Here is a 17,070-nt window from a genome sequence, read left to right as displayed (position 1 = left end):
TGTGCGGCTCGTACGACCGGCCGCGCGATTCTCCGGGTCCCCATGGTCCGCGAATAGGGCTGCGACCCCGCGCACCACCTGCGGGCGAGGTGCGCGCGCCGACCTGGGGTGGCCGGTGGGGCACCGCAGTGCGGGTTCAGGTTGTGTCGTCGTCATCGCACCGGCCGCAATTCCGCGAGGTTCCGTACTGATCTAACATCCATCCCCATTTAGGTCGGCGAGATCGGTGGCCACGGCGTCGGCCGCCACCGCGCCGAGCCTGCGCAGGATGTCGAGGGCGTCGGTCAGGTGTCGGCGGGCGAGGTCGGTGCGGCCGTCCGTGGCGGCCGCTGTTCCGAGACGGTGCAGGGCGCGCGCTCGCTCGTGGTCACTGCCTGCGCGGGTGGCGTAGTCGAGGGCGTTGTGCGCGGCCTTCTCCGCTGCGGCGATGTCGCCGGCGCTTTGGTGGATTCCGGCGAGGGTGTTCAGCGTCTGGGCGATGTCCATGTCCAGGTCGAGGTTGACGAACCGGTCGAGCGCCTCGGTAGCGTGGGTCGCTGCCTCGTCGAGTCGGCCTTGGGCCGCTTCTGTCCGGGCGATGCTGCGTAGGGCGATTGCGGCCCTGCGGGGCAGTCCGTGGCGCTCGTAAACCGCGAACGCCGTGCGCTGATCGGCGAGTGCGGCGGTGTACTCGCCCCGGTGGCGCAGCAGCGAGGCCAGGTTGATCAGGCAGTCGGCGATTCCGGGCTCGTCATCAACGTCCTCGAACAGGTGGCGGGCGCGGGTGTACTGGAGTTCACCTTCTTGCGCCCGTCCGGATTCGAGCAGTGCGCGGCCGAGGTTGTTGCGGGTGATCGCCTCTGCGGTCCGGTCACCGAGGCGGCGGCAGCCGACGAGGGCGAGCCGGTGGCTGTCGATCCACCCGTCCCAGTACTTGCTGAGGAAGAAGTAGTCGCGCAGGGTGAACGCGAGCAGCCATCGTCGCCGATCGAGGTCCGGGTCCGGGATCCGGCCGATGTCGACGAGGTTGGTGTGTTCGAGGTCGAACCAGCGCAGTGCCGCCCGCCGATCGGTGAACCCGGGTGCGGGCGGTGCTGTGCCGTCGAGCGGGAAACGGACCCGGTACGGCAGGAGGATCCGCCCGGCGGCGTCAGCGGTATGCAGGTAGACGTCGAACATGCGGTGGACGGCCGCCGACCGGTCCGCCTCCGGGTCGGTGAGCGCCGCCAGGTCCCGGGCATATGCGCGCAGGAGGTCGTGTATCTCCCACCGGTTTGGGCCTGACTCGATGAGCAGATGCGCGGTGGTCAGCGCGCGGAGGGTCGCCCGCGTGTCCCGGTGTGGGGTGTCGAGCAGTGCGGCGGCGGCCGGCAGCCCGAACGCGTTGCCGGGGTGCAGCCCGAGCCTGCGGAACGCGGTCGCGGTGGCCGGGGCGAGCGCTGTATATGACCAGGAGAAGACGGTGCGAACGGCGGAGTGCGGGTCGTCGCCGGTGTCGAGGGCCTCAACCGGGTCGGTGGTGTCGGTGAGGTCGGTGACCAGGGCTGCGAGGTCGTGAGTTGGGCGCGAGGTGACCATCTCCGCCGCGATCCGCAGCGCCAGCGGCAGGCCAGCGCACCGTGCGGCGAGCCGGGTGACGTGGTCGGGATCGGCAGCGGCGCGGGCGCCGATGGTCGCGGACAGCAGCTTCTCCGCCTGGTCCGTCGAGAGCCGATCGACGTCCAGGATCCGTGCGCCGTGGCGGACGGCGAGGCCACCGAGCCGGTTTCGGCTGGTGATGAGGACCGCGCACTCGGGTGTGCCGGGCAGCAGCGGCCGGACCTGTTCTATCGACGCGGCGTTGTCGACGACGACGAGCATGCGGCGTCCGCTGAGCGTGGTGCGCAGCAGAGCCGACCGTTCGTCGACGGATCCGCGCTCTGCGGCGCGTTCGCGGCCCAGGGCGCGGAGGAATCGGGCCAGGATGTCCTTGGCGGTCAGGGGCGGATCGGGACCGAAGCCGCGGGCGGCGACGTGCAGCACTCCGTCCGGGAACTGTGCGGCGGCCCGGTGTGCCCAGGTGAGCGCGAGCGCGGTCTTGCCGACGCCGGCCATCCCGGTCAGCACGGCCACCTTCGGCCGGTCGCTGTCGGTGAGCAGGACCTCGTCGAGCCAGGTCAGGTGCGTCGATCGCCCGACGAACAGGCCGCCGGACATCGGTAGCCCGTGGGAAACAGGAACGGCCGACGACCCGGTTGTGGTCCGGCCGACCTCGGCGGCGACGGCCAACGCGAACGCGGCTGCGTGGCGGGCGGCGCGGGGTTGCCATCCCGCGTCGTCGGCGGCGGCCTTGGCGCCGTCGGTGCGATCGCTGATCCCGCGGACGACCAGCACCGGCGTGGCGTCGTTGAGGTGCGCTGCCTGGGCGACACCTGCGCCCTCCATCTCGATCGCCACCGCGTCGCCGTAGGTCTCGCGCAGGTGGCGGTAGAGGGGATCGGTTCGGCTATTGAGGACGACCTCGCCGGCGGCGATCGGGCGGAAATGGACCCGCGGCGGCGCCGGGAAACCGGTCGCCCACCCACCGGTGTGGTAGACGTGCCGGGCCAGCTGGTCCAAGTGGTGGGGAATCTCCCAGCTGCGCGGACGGCTGCGGAAGCCGTCCGGCTGCGCGGAGCCGCCGTGGTACGCGTAGACCTTGGTGGCAACGACGACATCTCCGAGCCCGATGTCGTCGCGGAGCGCGCCGGCGACGCCGACGAGAAACACCGCCCGGGGACTGAACATCGCGATGGCCCGGTCCGCGACGACCGCCGCGCCGGTATTGCCCTCACCCGTGAACCCGAGCGCGATCCGGCCCGATCCGTCGGGCAGCCGGCCGACCTCGAAGACGGTTCCGGCGGGGTGATCGTGGCGCCGCCGGTCGGTCAGCCGTTCGCGTACCGCCGCATACTCAAGGTCGAGCGCCGTCAGGACCACCACGTCGGCATCCATTATTCGCCCCACAGCCTCTTGCGCCAGGCCTCGACCGTGTTCAGCGCTTTGATGGCCGCCGTGGGTGTGAACGGCAGCATCCGCTTCGCCGTGGCGGTGCGACCGTAGAGGTCGTTCTTGCGGCCGATCTCGCCGGGCAGTTGGTTCCAGACGCCGTCGAGCAGGTCCGCCCAGTCCGGTGATCCGGTGAACTTGGCGGCGACGGCGTACTCCAGTTGGGTGTTGAGGGTGTCCGGGTGCAAGGGTCCGACGACCTCGCGCTGGACCCGCCACACCTCGGCGAGCAGCCCGACGGCGGTGGTGTAGTCGTTGAGCTGCAGGTACGTCAGCGCGAGCGCGTACCGGCCGCGCAGGTGCAACGGGTGCCGGTCGGACAGCAGGGCCGCGATCTCGTGCAGCGCCGGGGTGAGGACGGCGCGGGCGTCGGCCTGTTTACCGAGGTGGGCGAGGACGAGCCCGCGTTGCACGGAGGCGGCCGGTCCGAAGACGCTGCCGGGGCCGGCGGCGGCGCGGAAGCGCTGTTCGGTCTCGGCGAGCAGCCGTTCGGCCTCCCGCCACCGGCTGGTGTCGGGGCGAAGCTCGAAGAAGGCGAGTGCGACCGCGGCCTCGGCCCACACCAGCTCGGCCTCCATGCAGCGGGTGTGCCGGGTGGCGTCGCGGTCGCGGTAGTAGGTGACCACCGACTCGACCGTGTCGCGGCCCTGCCGTTCGGAGCTGGTGAGCAGTAGCAGGCGCGCGGTTTCGATCCGGGCGGCGTTGACCTGGTCGGGGTCGGCGCCCGGTGCGTCCGGGTCGAGCCGGGCAAGGGGTTCGAGCAGCGTCATGGCCGACCGCAGCCGGCCGCGTGCGGTGAACGCCCGGGCGCGGGCCACCGCGAACACGACGCGCCGGTCCGGGCCGGGCTGCCACCCGGCCTCGTCGAGGCGCGCCCACACGGGGTCGGCGTCGGGGTAGCGGCCGAGACCGTCGAGGGCCGCCGCGAGCGCCCACCGCGCCTGCTGTCCCGCGTCCGTGTCGCCGGCCAGGTCGATCGCCCGCCGGGCCGGGTCGACGGCCACGGCGAACTCGCCGTTGGCGACGTACGCGAGCGCGGCGCCGGCGTAGTCATCGGCCGAGCCAGGGTTCCCGGCCGCGATCGACCGCCAGACCGCGGCCGACCGGGCCGGGTCACCAACGCGTTCGTAGTACCGGGCGACCGGTCGGCGTAGCCCGTCTGAGAGGCCGGTGCCGGCGAGTTCGGGCAGGCTGGCCAGCGCATCGGCGTGCCGGATCAGCAACGGCGTCTCCGCGGCGTGCGGGTCGACGCCGTCCAGCCGCTCGACGAGCACCGTCGCGGCGGCTGCGCCGATCCGCGCGGACGGGACCGGTGGCGGACCGAGGGCAACGGCAGCCTCGACGACGAGCGGGTGGACCTGCCACAGGTCGTCGTCCCCGCTCGCGAAGCCGTGCCGGCGCAACCCGTCGAGGCCGGCGCCGACGGCCAGCACCGGCACCGGGTCGAGGGTCGCGATGACGTCGGCGAAGAACCGTGCCGGCGCGGGTGCCGGCGCGAGTACGGCTGCCAGGCAGATGAGCACCTGCTCTACCACTGGAAGCGATCCGACCGATTCGCTGATCGTGGCGCGGACCGGATCGGTCACCCCGGTACCGTCTAGCCGGGCCGCGAGCTGCGCGTACGACAGCAGACCCGACGTCTGCCGGAGTCGTTCGGCGACGCCGCGCAGTGCCAGTGGGTGCCCGCCCAGGCGTTCGACCAGCGAGATGGCGGCGCTCCGGTCAGCGTCCCCGATGGGCCGGGCCTCGTGCAGGAGAGCGAGCCCCTCGGCCTCCCCGAGACCGACGACCGCCACCGTCGCCAGGCCGGCACCGGGCGAGCCCCGGCGGCTGAGGAACACGTGCCGGGACCGCGCTCCCGGCACGATGAACCGGTCCAGGTCCTCCCGGCCGAGGTCCTCCGGAAGATCGTCGACCACCCACAGATAGGGCCGCTGCGCATTGTCGAGGTGTTCGGCGACGAGTACCGCGACGCGTCCGTCCGGCTCGCCGGCGGTCGGTACCCCCAAGCTGTCGGCCAGCTGGCGCAATTGGAGGTGGAACCGGGCGACGGCGGCGTCGGCGTCCCCGTCGCCGCCGACGCTCGTCCAGTGGACCCCGCCTCGGTGCGACGCGTCGAACATCCACGCGAACGCCCGCACGAGCGATGTCTTCCCGATGCCGGCCATGCCACTGACCAGGACGGCCGGGCCCGACCACGCCTTGACCTTCAACGGCCGGTCGACACCGGTGAGAGCGTTGTGCAGGTGCCACAGGTCCGGGAATCGTCCGACGTATCCGAACGCGCCCGGGATCGTGGGCGGCAACCACCGGGTCTCGGCGAGCCGGCGGATCCCCGACATCGGGGCGTCGAGGCGGTCGAGCTTGCGCCGTGCCAGGTCCGGCAACCGCGCGAGTTCGGTGGACCGCAGGAACATCATGTCGGCGGCTGCGAACGGCACGATGTGATCGTCGCCCTGCTCCGGATTGACGATCAGGAGCCGACGGGTCGCGTCGCCCTCGGCGGCACCGGCGAGGTATGCCTGGATGAACTCCCACTGGCAGGCCCATCGCTGGTTGTACGCCGCCGAATACACCACGACGACCAGTCTGCTCGCCCGCAGCGCCTTCACGATCTCATCGGAGATGCTGTCACCGGGGTCATTGGACGTGTCCCGGTAGACCTCGAATGCCGCCGCTGTCAGGCCGTTGTAGATCTTCTCGGCCACGTCTGGGTGACCCTTGCGGGTGGAACTGAGGAACACGTCGTACATCGACTCCGCCCTTCACCCCGACGCGACTAACCAATACTCGGCAGTCTCAAGCCGTTCGCAATCGATGCGCAACTTAACCCTGGTCGCGGCCTTTGCGGTGCCGACCCCGGTTGGTGGTCCGGTGCTTTCGCCCTGATAGGACCGCGATGCCCGCGATGCCGACCGCCATTCCCGCCATCAGCATGGGGAGGGGGCCGAACCAGGTCGGTGTCTCCGGATCGTGGATCGACTGGTGGTGTATTGATCGTTTTGGTGAATTCATGCTTCGGCACTCCTCATTGTCTCGATGGCGGTAGCATCGCGTCGCCCGATTCCCGGGACCGACCGATGCCATGAGCCGAGGCCATGAGTCGACCAGGTTCGACGGGTCCAGGCCCGAAATACTGGAAACCTCTGGAAACCTCTGGAGTCACCTCACGACGAAGATCAGGGGAGTGCGTGACACAAAGCGGGGGTATCACGTCGGTCGGTACCCGCGAGGAGCTGGGTGCGGCGCTGAAGCGTCTTCTCCGGCAGGCCGAACGTCGTACTGGCCGGGACATCAGCAAGGTAGCCCTGGCCCGACAAATTAAGGTCTCTCAACAGAGCCTCTATGCGTACCTGGCTGGAACCACCCTGCCGCCGCGAGACGTTCTTGACCGGCTGCTCCTCGAACTCGGCGTCGTTGGTGTGGACCTCGCAGGGGATCGCTGATCTCCGCGATGAACTTGAGGAACGCTCACGAACCCGCCGCCGTCCCGATGCACTGGTGACCGCTCACGCCAGCGGTCCGCCGCCAGCCTGTCCACGTGAGCTTCCGATGGATGTTCCTGGCTTTACCGGACGCACCGCGGAGATGGCTGAACTCGACGATCTGCTAGCGGCGCGAGACGATTCGCTAGCGGTGGTGATCTCAGCGGTCCTCGGCACCGCAGGCGTCGGCAAGACCGCGTTAGCTGTCCACTGGGCGCACGGCGTACGTGATCAATTCCCCGATGGACAAATATATCTGGATCTTCGTGGGTACGACAGAGAACAGCCGCTGCAGTCTGGCGAGGCGCTGGCCACCCTGCTGCGGAGCCTGGGCAGTCGCGACGACGACATCCCGCCGCGGCTGGAAGACCGGATGGCGCGGTACCGGTCGCTGGTGGACGGCCGTCGGATTCTGCTGCTCCTGGACAACGCCTCCTCGGCCGATCAGGTACGGCCGCTATTGCCTGGTACACCGTCCTGTTTCGTCGTGCTTACCAGCCGTGACGCCCTCGGTGGCCTCGTCGTTCGACACGGCGCCCGCCGCGTGGATCTCGACGTTCTTTCACCGACCGAGGCAACCAATCTGCTCCGCTCAGTATTGAGTCGGAGGCGGGTCGACGCTGATCCGACCGCGGCGGCGGCCCTCGCCCAACAGTGCGCGCGTCTTCCGCTCGCGCTACGGATCGCCGCAGAATACTTGGCCGCCCATCCCAGCCTGTCGCTAGCCGATCTCGTCGTGGAATTGAACCGGCACCACCTGGACCTGTTCGACGCAGGCGGCGACGAACGAACCGCCGTCCGATCGGTGTTCTCCTGGTCGTACCAGCATCTGCCGCCGCCGGCCGCACGGGTCTTTCGCCTTCTCGGACTCCAACCGGCACACGACAGCGGCGTCAACGAGATCGCCGCGCTCGCCGATGTCGAGCTGTCAGACGCTCGACGGCAAATCGATGTGCTGCTGCGCGCGCACTTGATAGCCGAGCCTGGCCTCGGCCGCACACCATGCATGACCTGCTCAAGGCGTACGCCGCGGAACGTCTCGCTGTGGAGGAGGAACGGCACGATCGGCGGGGCGCCGTCGCCCGTCTCCTCGATCATTACCGGGACTCCGCCCTTATTGCGGCACGCTGTGGCTACCCGAGGAGCCAGTTGCACTATGTCCTGGCCGAGCCGTCGCGATGGACTCCCCAGTTCGGCGCGGCGGAAGAGGCAATCGCCTGGTTGAACGCGCAGGCCTCCAACCTCGTCGCAGTCGCGGGCTTCGCCCTGCAACACGCGTCAGGACTTCACGCCAGTGACCTGTCCGACATCATGGCGCGCCACTTCCTCGTCGATGGCCCCTTCGACGAAGCGGTTGCCCTCCACCAGCACGCGGCGGACGCGACCGCGGACGGCGATGCGTCCCGGCACGCCCGAGCACTGCTAAATGCTGGGCGCGCATCCTGGCGACGCAACGACCGAGAGGAGGCCGAACAATACCTCCAACAAGCACTGCTGAACTTTCAAGCTGCAGACGATCCGATCGGTGAAGCATCAGCCCTAGCATCACTGGGGCAGCTGCGGGTCTGGACCTGTCGCTACAGCGAAGGCATCGAACTTGCGCAGCAGGCCTTGGCCCTCCTCGAAACCAGCGACGACTACTCAGGACACTACGTAGCACTCAACACGCTGGCAGCTGGCTACTTGAAGACCGGCCGCGCCGACCGCGCCGCACGGCTTTGGAAGCACGCCCACGAAACTGCGGATGCCCCGGAGACCGCGAGCGCGTCGCCGGACTGGTCCACAACCTCGGTATCGCCTACCAGCACCTCGGCCGCTACGACGACGCCCTCCGCTGCCTGCTCACCGGCTTCGAATCGATGTGCAACACCGGCGTGCGCCGCGGCGAGTGCCGCTCTCACTACCACCTGGGCGCCGTATACCGGCTCACCGGCCGGCTGATCGAAGCCGAGGAACACACGCGCGAAGGCCTGCAGATCAGCTGCGACATCGGCGACCGACAACTGGAAGCCGAAAGCCTCAACGGCCTAGGCGACATCTGCCACGACGCCGGACGATCCGAAGAGGCGATCACCTACTACACCTCGGCGCTACCGTTGGCATCCGCGTGCGGCGACCACCACCAGTACGCTCGCGCCCACGACGGCCTTGGCTACACCCACCTGGCCAACGGCAATCCCGACGCGGCCCGCGACCACTGGACCGAAGCACTGACGGTCTACGAAAAGATCGGCGTCCCGGAAGCGGAACGGGTTCGCGTGTGCCTCACTGAGCTCGAAGTAGCGGACGACCCGCAACCTACCGTTGACCCGGCATCAGGTCCTGAGATCAGTCCTTATACACGAGATGCCCGATAAACGGCCTTACCGTGCGCTCCAACGAGGCGGCATGGGCTAGACGCATTGCGTCGCTGTAGCGACGGGTAGACCCAGTTTCGGGCCTCAGCCGAATCGACCACGGCAGTGCCCGGAACGGGGTCGACCGTTAGGGTCGACTGCGGTGACGATCAACGCAGATTGCGGTGCTTTCATTGCCATGGTCGATAGTGCTCGGAATGATGACGGCCTGATCCCTGGTTACGACTGCCGTTGGTCGGTGCAGGTCGCCGCCCATTCCTTGGAGTGCCCATGAAGCGATCGTTGGTAGTGGGCGTCACGTTGGCCGTCGGTATCGGCTTGCTGGTGGCGCCCCCGGCTGCCCAGGCCAAGGGCATCGACGCGAGCTGCTCAGACGTGGAATCTGTTTTCGCTCGGGGTTCCGGGCAAGGCATGGATGCCGGCGAGGCGCGCAGATTCCGAACCGAACTCGACACTCGGCTCAAGGACGGCGTGACGCTGCATGCCTACGAGCTGAATGACGATCGCAGCGCTGGAGGATACGGTGGGCACAGTTATGACGCCGTTGACGTAGACAAGCCATGGAACGGTAATGCCGTCGGCGCGAAGTTCTCGGCCGGGTATTCCAACGACTACGGCCGTAGCGTCGACAGTGGCGTGGGCGAGCTATTCAACTACCTCAAAGAGCGTCAAGCGAAATGTGGTACAGCCCGATTCGTCCTCGGCGGTTACTCACAGGGTGCTCAGGTCATCGGTCAGACGATGGTAAAGATGTCCTCCGAAACACCGGAACTGCTGACCCGCATCGACTTCGCCGCCATGTTCGGCGATCCGAAACTGCACCTCCCCGAAGGCGAAGGAATCTGGCCGCCAGCCTGCCGAGGACAGAATTTGTCGGTCTGGCGGCGAACCGTTCCGGACTGCGACACCGACAACGGCTCGCTCGGTGCGCGCAAGCCGTACGTTCCGACCGTGGTGACGGAGCGATCTGGTCTGTGGTGCAACGACGACGACTTCGTCTGCGGTTCCGACCCCCGGTTCTGGATGACGTCGGGGCACGGCCAATACGCCCAGGCTGGAGGCGCGATCGACGACGCCGCTCGCGAGATCGCCATCCGACTGTCGCGCACCCTACCGCCGGGCAAGGCGGAGCAGGTCGACACCCAAGTTATCGTCATCGGTGCGGGCACGACCGGGCTCGACGTCGCGTTCGTCATCGATACGACCGGATCGATGGGCGGGTACATCGATCAGGTGAAGGCGTTCACCCGCACCGCGGCCGGTAGCATCCGCGACCTTCGTGGCCGCGTCGCGCTGGTCGCATACAAGGACGCGGGCGACGAGTACACCGCGAAGGTGTTCTCCGGCTTCCAAGGCGACTTCACAGCGTTCGAGGCGCAGTTGGACGCGCTGGCCGCCAGCGGAGGCGGCGACACGCCAGAGGCGCTCCTGCACGGACTCATGACCACGCTCAACGGGCTGGACTGGCGACCCGGTGCGACGAAAGCTGCCGTCGTGCTGACAGACGCCGGATTCCACGAGCCCGATCTGGTTGACGGCTCGACAGTCGATCAAGTCGCCGCGCGAGCGTTGCAGATCGACCCTGTCAACGTGTACCCAGTGATCCCCAGCTACCTGACCGCCGAGTACCAGCGGCTGGCCGACGTCACCACCGGCCAGGTCATCCCGAACGAGGGCGACGTTGCAGCCGCGATGACCACCGCGTTGACTCGGCTACGCAACCGCCCGGTGCCGTTATTGGCGATGACCGGCTATGTCGGCAGGCCCAACGACACGTTCACGTTCGACGCGTCGGCCTCGTACGTCATCGCCTCCACCATCACCACGTACGCATGGGACTTCGACGGCGACGGCGTGACGGACCAGACCACCTCGGAACCGGTCGTGAACCACACGTACACGGCGGCCTTCGACGGCGTCATGCAAGTGCGGCTCACCGCAGCGGACGGCGGCGTCGCGAGCGGCTCCGCGACGGTCAAGGTCAGCCCCACGGCGCCGCCCACCGGAAGACCGGCGACGCCGAAGGATCTGAAGATCGAGCCCTTGACGGGCAACACGGCAAGGTTGTCGTGGACCCCAGGCGACGACACCGCCGCAACGTGGGGCGTCTCGGTCGATGGCGTGCCCGTCGGCCAGGCAGCGAAGACGACCACGACGGTCGAACTCATCGACCTGGACCGCACCAAGGACCTAACTCTCGGCGTGACGCCATTGACCTCCGACAAACTGACCGGCTCCACTGCGACCGTCGTGCTGGCCAAGGGCGCCGGAACCATCCCGGTGAACGCGTGCGAAGGTAAGGTGCCAACACCAGCCAAGAGCGGCGTGTACCAGGGGCGCCAGGCCATCATCGGCACATCCGGCAACGACATCATCGTCGGCACACCCGGCAACGACGTCATCCTCGGCTACCAAGGCGACGACATCATCTGCGGCCTCGGCGGCGACGACATCATCGTTGGGAGCCAAGGTGCCGACACATTGGATGGTGGTGACGGACGGGACACGCTATCCGGCGATGTAGGCGTCGACACACTCCTCGGCGGAGCCGGTGACGACCTGCTAGCCGGTGCCAATGGCAACGATATCGTCGACGGCGGCGCAGGCGCAGACGTCATGACCGGTGACAATGGCAACGACATCATGCGCGGTGGCGCCGGCAACGACACTATCAACGGCGGAGCCGGGGACGACACCGTGGATGGCGGTGCCGATGTCGACCGGTGCGTCGGTGGAACAGGTCGCAACGCGATTGCCGCCTGCGAAGCGTCAACGGGTCGTTAGTGCCACACGGCTTCGGGCGACGGATGAGTGCCCTCGCCCGAAGCCGCCTTGATCGATGAAGGGCGCCGGAAACGGGGGCACCGAATGGTCCTCAGCTTATTGCTCGAAGACCCCATCACAGCGGTTGACAACGCGTGGCGAGCACCGGCAATGGCTACTCGGGGGTGGGCGGGATGCAACTCGATGCTGTCGCACGTCATCTCACGTGTGGAAGCGCTGATTTCAGACACGGTGAACGGAATTCATGGTTCGCATTTAGCCATTTCGGAGTTCGGAGGTCTTATCCGCACCCGGTCGATCAGGTCAATCCACGTACCGTATCGGGTGAGGTGCAGTGCGTAGCCTGTAGATAGGCTAGGCACCGTTCTGTGGTTGCCGTCGCCAGAATCGAGGCGCCCGTGGAGTCCGTAATAGAACGGAGAGTTCTGGACTCCAGCGGGGTGCCTATCCAACGCACGACGGCCCGGATCTCGGTGGGAATGAAGGTCGCCGTCGTGCTGGCGTCGATCGCCCTCACGCCGTTGGCCGTCCTCCCGCCGGTGACCTGGCGGTCCCTGCTGATCAGCCTTGCCGCGTTGGCGGGATGGACGGCCGTTTACAGCCGGGTGGCCTTGCGCCGTGGGTTGACCCCGTGGCTCGTGGGTGGCGACCTGGCATTCACGGCAGGCGTGTGCCTACTGATCGGAAAGCTTGTGCCGGTCCATCAGATCACCGCGGGATCGAGCTGGGTGGCCGTTCTGCTCTCGGTGTGCATAATCTCGGTCGGCTTGGCGTGGCCGTGGTGGGCGTCCGTGCCCGCCGGCTTCGCTGTCGTGATGACGTATGTGATCGGTTCCGGGGTGTCCCGCGCTCCAGATGGGGGCGCGGCGCATGGCGTGGTAGGCGCCACCCAGGTCGTCGCCGTCGCGGCCGTGATGGTTCTGGTCCGTCGCGCCCGACGTACCGCGGACGCGGCGTTCCGCGCTGAGTGCGACCTCCGGCGCGGGGCGACCCTGGAGACGGAGCGGCGGGCGGACGAACGCCGTCAGTTGCGACTGCTGCACGACACTGCCCTGTCCACGCTGACGATGGTCGCCGCGGGTGCGATCGACCGGTCGTCCACGCGGCTGCGGACGTGGGCGTCGTGTGACCTCGAGACACTGCGGGGCTTCGTGGAGGAGTGGCCGGACGGTGCCGTGAGCCTGGACGACCAGTTGCGCGACATGATCGAGGCGTTGCCGGCCGGCATCCGGGTCCGCCAGTGCATGGAGCGCTGTGTCGTGCCCGGACCCGTGTGCGCCGCATTCGTCTTCGCGGGCAGGGAAGCGCTGATCAACGCGGCCCGGCACGCCGGAGTGGATGACGCTGACCTGACGTTGATCCACGTGGACGGGCTCGTTCGGCTGGTGGTCGAGGATCGGGGTGCCGGCTTCGACCCGCTGGCGGTACCAGCCCACCGGCATGGGATCCGCAGTTCCATCACCGAGCGGCTTCTCGATGTCGGCGGCACCGCAACCCTCACCGGGGGACCAGGAAAGGGAACCCGGTGGACTCTGGAGTGGGAAGATGGTTAGCTCGCCGGCCGCGGTCGTGGCTGGCCGCTACTCCGTCGCCAGCGCCATGGCGGCGATATCTGTCGCCGGTCTGTGGCATCTGGCCAATGACTTGCTCGGGATCATCGCGTACTGGGACAACTACCGGTCGCCGGCGGCGGCGTACCGTTCCCTCGCCGTGTGGTTGGCGTACACCGCCGTCGGCGTGATCGCAGCGGTCCTTATGCTGCGCCGCACGCGCTCCGTCGCCGTAAGCGCGACGGGCATCATCGTGATCCTCGCCGGTACGTTCGTAGTGGCACAGGCATGCGGGCCGAACGCGTACTTCACGACCGCCAACTGGACCTGGGGGACGTTCGGCTGGTTCGCGCTACTGCTGCTGTGGCAGCGGCCGCTCACCGTCTTGATCGCCGCCTTGACGGCCAACAGCGCCGTGGTGCTGGCAGCGATGGCTGCGGCGGGACAGATCCATCGCGTCGAACTTGCCCAGTGGGGCATGGTGCTGGTCGGCACGGCACTTATCCAGGTGATTCTGGCCGTCGGCGCGCGCCTGCTCGAGCACGACGCCCACCGGACCGCCGAGGCCGCCGCTGCTGCCGACGACGTCGCGACCAGGGCGCTCGCCGCCCGAATCGCACACCGGGAACGGCGCCGGCGGTACCACGACACGGCGCGCGCCGCGATGGAACTGATTGCCGGCCTGGCGTCGGGGACCCTGGACCCGTCGTCCGCCGCCTTGCGGCGCCGGGCCGGCCTGGAGGCGGCCCGGCTGCGGCGGCTGCTCGCAGAGCACGACGACGTGCCCGACCCGCTCCTGCACGAACTCCGCGCGGCCGCGGACCTCGCGACCCGGCGGGGGGTCGCGGTGGACTTCGTCTCGGTCGGCACGATGCCCGACCTTCCCCCGTCGGTCCGCCGCGATCTGGGCGAAGTGCCGCTGCGCCTCCTTGCGATGACCGCCAACGATGCCCGCGTCACGGTCGCGGCGACTCCGGAGGAGGTCAGCGTCGGCGTTGTGGTCGAACTCGACTCCGACGCGGAGGTGGATGTGGACGGCGCGGCGCTGCACTCGGGCATCGTCGCGAACTCTCACCGGGAAGGAACTCGGGTGTGGGCGAACCTGGTGTGGCACGGGTGACCGTGGCCATTGTGGATGATCATCCGGTCGTCCTCGAAGGTGTCCAGGCGTGGCTGGACCGTGATCCGGATCGTCGCGTCGAGCTGGTCGCCAGCGGTCCGACCGTTGCCGACGTGTGCGTCGGCGCCGGCGCCGACGCTGACGTTCTGGTGGTGGACCTGAACCTCGGCGGCGCCTCGGCAATCGACCAGATTGCCGACCTCGCCGCGCGGCGACGGGTGGTCGTGTTCTCCCAGGAGATGGACGAGACGGTCATTCTGACCGTCCTGGAGAGCGGTGCGAGCGCCTACCTGACGAAGAACGAGGGTGGCGACTACTTCGTCGACACTGTCGTGGCCGCCGCCCAGGATCGCGCCTATGTCACGCCGTCCAGTGCGGGTGCGATGTGGGCCGACACCCGACCGGCCCGACCGGATCTGTCCAAACAAGAACGAACCGCATTGCGTTTGTGGTTCGAGGGAATGTCCAAGGCGTCCGTGGCGATGCGAATGAACATCTCGGTACACACGGCCAATCAATACATCAACCGAGCGAGGATCAAGTACTCGAAGGCCGGGCGCCCGGGTCACACCAAGGCGGCCTTGCTCGCCCGAGCCATCGAGGACGGGTTGATCAGGCCGGAGGAGGTTCGTGAATATCATTCCATGGCGCGGTTGAATCGCGAGGAGGAGTAGCGCTGGCAGTCGCTTCGCCGCGGTCGTCGCCGCACACAACCACGCGGGCGACGCTCGAACGCGCGTCATGACAGTCCGCGTCGCCGGCGGCAGGCTGATCGCGCGGGCCGGCACCGGGCCGGACGCGACGAAATGAGGCCATCATGGACGAGACGACGTCAGCCCCACGCACCGCACGACAACAGGTGCGCCGGCGCCGGTCGTGGCTTGTCGGCGCCCTGGTGGCCGCGGCAACAGCCACGGCCGCTCTCCAGGGTGTCGGTATCGCACCGGCCGACGCCGGAATCTCCGGCTATCGGATCACCGGTACTGGCGGTGTCGGGCTCAAGGTGCGCACCGATCCCTACAACGTCAACGCCGGGGTAGTCGCGGTCCTGGCCGACGGCACGGCGTTCACCGCCGAGTGCGCGGTACGCGGCCGCAACGTTTCTGGAAACACGGTGTGGCACCGCATCAGCGCACCGGCAAGCGGGTGGATCAGCGACTTCTACACGACCACACCGGGCTTCAACCAGTACATCCCCGGAGAGCCCGACTGTGCCAACATCACCACCCGGGAAACCCGCGCCCTCAACTGGGCCGTTTCGGTGCTCGGCCAGGCAAACACCAACGGTGACCTCGGTGACTCCAACCACCCGTGGAACGGATGGTGCGACAACTTCGTCGCCCATGCCTACGGACGGGCGGCCAGTGGGTACGCCACCGCGATCGCGCACTTCAACGACCTTCGAAATCGCGGACTCATCCACAGCGACGCCAATCCACCGGCGGGTGCCCTGGTGTTCTACGCCGCCGCGTCGGTCAACGGTGGAGCCGGCCATGTGATGCTCTCGGAGGGCAACGGGAGCTACATCTCCACAGCTGCCACCGTGCGACGGGTGTCATTTACCTGGCCTGGCGCACCTTACATCGGCTGGGCTTACGCCAATCCCGAGTGGTCGGGCCGCTGACCGACTGCACCTGTCCGTGGGCCGGCGGCCGAGGAGAGCACCGCCGGTCCACGGGCTGCCTGGGGTGAGCCACCCCGAGAGTATTGGAGCCTCCCCGGGTGGCTCAGTAGAGGCGTTAGAGGCGGCGAGCGAGGCGGAGAACGCTGCTGACCACGTTGGTCGGTCGATCGCTGCGTGGAAGCCATTGGATGTAGGCGCTCAAGGTGTGCTGAAGGTTGGCATGCCGGAGGGCTCGTTGGACGTGTTGAGGGTCAACGCCGTTGGTCAGCATGGTGGTGGCGCAGAGGTGGCGGAGGGCGTGGAAGGTGCCGTGCCTGACCGGCCATCGGGCGGCGTCGCGCCACCGGGTCCAGTGTTCGGACCAGCGGCGGTCGTGGAACGGTCTCCCACGTTCATCGGTGAACAGCAGCTTCGCTGTCCGTCGGCGCGGTTCGCGGTTTGTGGGTCGACGAGGTTGACTTCGCAAATGCCGTGATCGGACAAGTGCTGCGCGAGAGCCGAGCCAGCAGCAGTCTCGAGTGTGACGGTGCCGGCGGAGCCGCCTTTGGGCTCTTTGAGGAAGAGTCCGCCGTGGTCGCGAGAGTCGTACTGCAACAGTTGCCGGACGTGGAGTTCTCCGCGGTGAAGGTCGATGCAGGCAGGCGAGTCTTCGATGGCGAGGACTTCGCCGATGCGGCAGCCCTGGCCGGCACCGAGCCATAGGGCGGCGTGATATCGGTTGGGCACCACGTCGAACAGGTCCAGTACTTGGGCTTCGGCCGGTATCCATCGTGGTGCGCTGGTCAGGCCACGGAAGGCGGCTGCGGTCTTGATCGCCCGGCACGGGTTGGCGCGGAGGAGGCCGTCGATCTCGGGGCTGTTCATGACCGTGCGAAAGAGGTCGTAGTACAGCTTCATCGACGACCGCGGCGTCGCCGGAGTTCCGGTGATCCGTCTGGAGATCCATTCGAGGACGTCAGTGGTGGTGATGGCTCGGATCGGGCCAGGGAAGGCCGGGTTGAGATGGTGGGTGATGTTGCCGGGGATGCGGCGGCGGGTCTCGATCCAAGGTGAACTCCCGTGATGCCCGCCATCGCGCGGCGTACTCCGGGAAAGTGACCCGGCTGCGCCGGGCCATCATCGGACAGCCGCCGGTCAGCAACAG

12 protein-coding genes are annotated in these 17,070 nt (G+C 68.1%); 8 read left to right on the top strand and 4 right to left on the bottom strand.

The window, feature by feature from the left end; genetic code table 11:
* Positions 1 to 192 precede the first annotated feature (192 nt).
* Positions 193 to 2,940: a phosphorylase family protein gene (locus Vau01_RS26025; protein ID WP_239151854.1), complete on the bottom strand. Its 2,748-nt coding sequence runs from the start codon at positions 2,938 to 2,940 to the stop codon at positions 193 to 195.
* A gap of 11 nt (positions 2,941 to 2,951) precedes the next feature.
* Positions 2,952 to 5,759, bottom strand: a complete 2,808-nt coding sequence (locus tag Vau01_RS26020; protein ID WP_203997304.1) for a tetratricopeptide repeat protein — start codon at positions 5,757 to 5,759, stop codon at positions 2,952 to 2,954.
* A 438-nt stretch (positions 5,760 to 6,197) separates the two neighbouring features.
* Between Vau01_RS26020 and Vau01_RS26015 the strand changes: the two genes are divergently transcribed.
* Positions 6,198 to 6,452: a helix-turn-helix domain-containing protein gene (locus Vau01_RS26015; RefSeq protein WP_203997302.1), complete on the top strand. Its 255-nt coding sequence runs from the start codon at positions 6,198 to 6,200 to the stop codon at positions 6,450 to 6,452.
* A gap of 142 nt (positions 6,453 to 6,594) precedes the next feature.
* On the top strand, positions 6,595 to 7,716 hold the full coding sequence (locus Vau01_RS26010; RefSeq protein WP_203997300.1) for an NB-ARC domain-containing protein: 1,122 nt from the start codon (positions 6,595 to 6,597) through the stop codon (positions 7,714 to 7,716).
* A gap of 53 nt (positions 7,717 to 7,769) precedes the next feature.
* On the opposite strand, the gene Vau01_RS64685 is transcribed toward Vau01_RS26010, so the two are convergent.
* The gene (locus Vau01_RS64685; protein WP_275423958.1) at positions 7,770 to 7,901 is read right to left on the bottom strand and encodes a hypothetical protein; all 132 of its coding nucleotides are present in this window, start codon (positions 7,899 to 7,901) and stop codon (positions 7,770 to 7,772) included.
* Between the two features lie 308 nt (positions 7,902 to 8,209).
* On the opposite strand from Vau01_RS64685, the gene Vau01_RS26005 reads away from it, so the two are divergent.
* The 6 genes from Vau01_RS26005 to Vau01_RS25985 all read left to right on the top strand — a co-directional run bounded on the left by Vau01_RS26005 (position 8,210) and on the right by Vau01_RS25985 (position 15,926).
* Positions 8,210 to 8,848, top strand: coding sequence for a tetratricopeptide repeat protein (locus tag Vau01_RS26005; RefSeq protein WP_203997299.1), 639 nt, complete (start codon positions 8,210 to 8,212; stop codon positions 8,846 to 8,848).
* Between the two features lie 270 nt (positions 8,849 to 9,118).
* Positions 9,119 to 11,632, top strand: coding sequence for a cutinase family protein (locus Vau01_RS26000; RefSeq protein ID WP_203997297.1), 2,514 nt, complete (start codon positions 9,119 to 9,121; stop codon positions 11,630 to 11,632).
* Between the two features lie 440 nt (positions 11,633 to 12,072).
* Positions 12,073 to 13,185, top strand: coding sequence for a sensor histidine kinase (locus Vau01_RS25995; RefSeq protein ID WP_203997289.1), 1,113 nt, complete (start codon positions 12,073 to 12,075; stop codon positions 13,183 to 13,185).
* Complete coding sequence (locus Vau01_RS63535; protein ID WP_239151853.1) at positions 13,178 to 14,302, top strand: hypothetical protein; 1,125 nt, start codon at positions 13,178 to 13,180, stop codon at positions 14,300 to 14,302. The genes Vau01_RS25995 and Vau01_RS63535 overlap by 8 nt, the downstream gene beginning before the upstream one ends.
* Complete coding sequence (locus Vau01_RS63530) at positions 14,299 to 14,976, top strand: response regulator transcription factor (protein ID WP_239151851.1); 678 nt, start codon at positions 14,299 to 14,301, stop codon at positions 14,974 to 14,976. Before Vau01_RS63535 ends, Vau01_RS63530 begins: the two co-directional genes overlap by 4 nt.
* A 143-nt stretch (positions 14,977 to 15,119) precedes the next feature.
* Positions 15,120 to 15,926, top strand: a complete 807-nt coding sequence (locus tag Vau01_RS25985) for a hypothetical protein (RefSeq protein WP_203997287.1) — start codon at positions 15,120 to 15,122, stop codon at positions 15,924 to 15,926.
* Positions 15,927 to 16,041: 115 nt separating this feature from the next.
* Here Vau01_RS25985 and Vau01_RS25980 read toward each other — a convergent pair whose 3' ends face one another.
* A complete protein-coding gene (locus Vau01_RS25980; RefSeq protein WP_239151850.1) occupies positions 16,042 to 16,626 on the bottom strand; it encodes a tyrosine-type recombinase/integrase in 585 nt (194 codons plus the stop codon).
* Between the last annotated feature and the right edge of the window lie 444 nt (positions 16,627 to 17,070).

This window comes from Virgisporangium aurantiacum, from assembly GCF_016863635.1.
In the GTDB taxonomy this organism is placed as follows: Bacteria; Actinomycetota; Actinomycetes; order Mycobacteriales; family Micromonosporaceae; genus Virgisporangium; species Virgisporangium aurantiacum.
The sequence above is the reverse complement of the archived record's forward strand: the minus strand, read 5'-3'. Positions and strand labels throughout refer to the sequence as shown.

Coding starts and splice junctions, on each gene's coding strand:
- Vau01_RS25980 (WP_239151850.1), bottom strand. CDS start 16,626: ATGGCTCGGTGCCGGCCAGGGCTGCCGCATCGGCGAAGTCCTCGCCAT.
- Vau01_RS25985 (WP_203997287.1), top strand. CDS start 15,120: ATGGACGAGACGACGTCAGCCCCACGCACCGCACGACAACAGGTGCGC.
- Vau01_RS26000 (WP_203997297.1), top strand. CDS start 9,119: ATGAAGCGATCGTTGGTAGTGGGCGTCACGTTGGCCGTCGGTATCGGC.
- Vau01_RS26020 (WP_203997304.1), bottom strand. CDS start 5,759: ATGTACGACGTGTTCCTCAGTTCCACCCGCAAGGGTCACCCAGACGTG.
- Vau01_RS26010 (WP_203997300.1), top strand. CDS start 6,595: ATGGCTGAACTCGACGATCTGCTAGCGGCGCGAGACGATTCGCTAGCG.
- Vau01_RS63535 (WP_239151853.1), top strand. CDS start 13,178: ATGGTTAGCTCGCCGGCCGCGGTCGTGGCTGGCCGCTACTCCGTCGCC.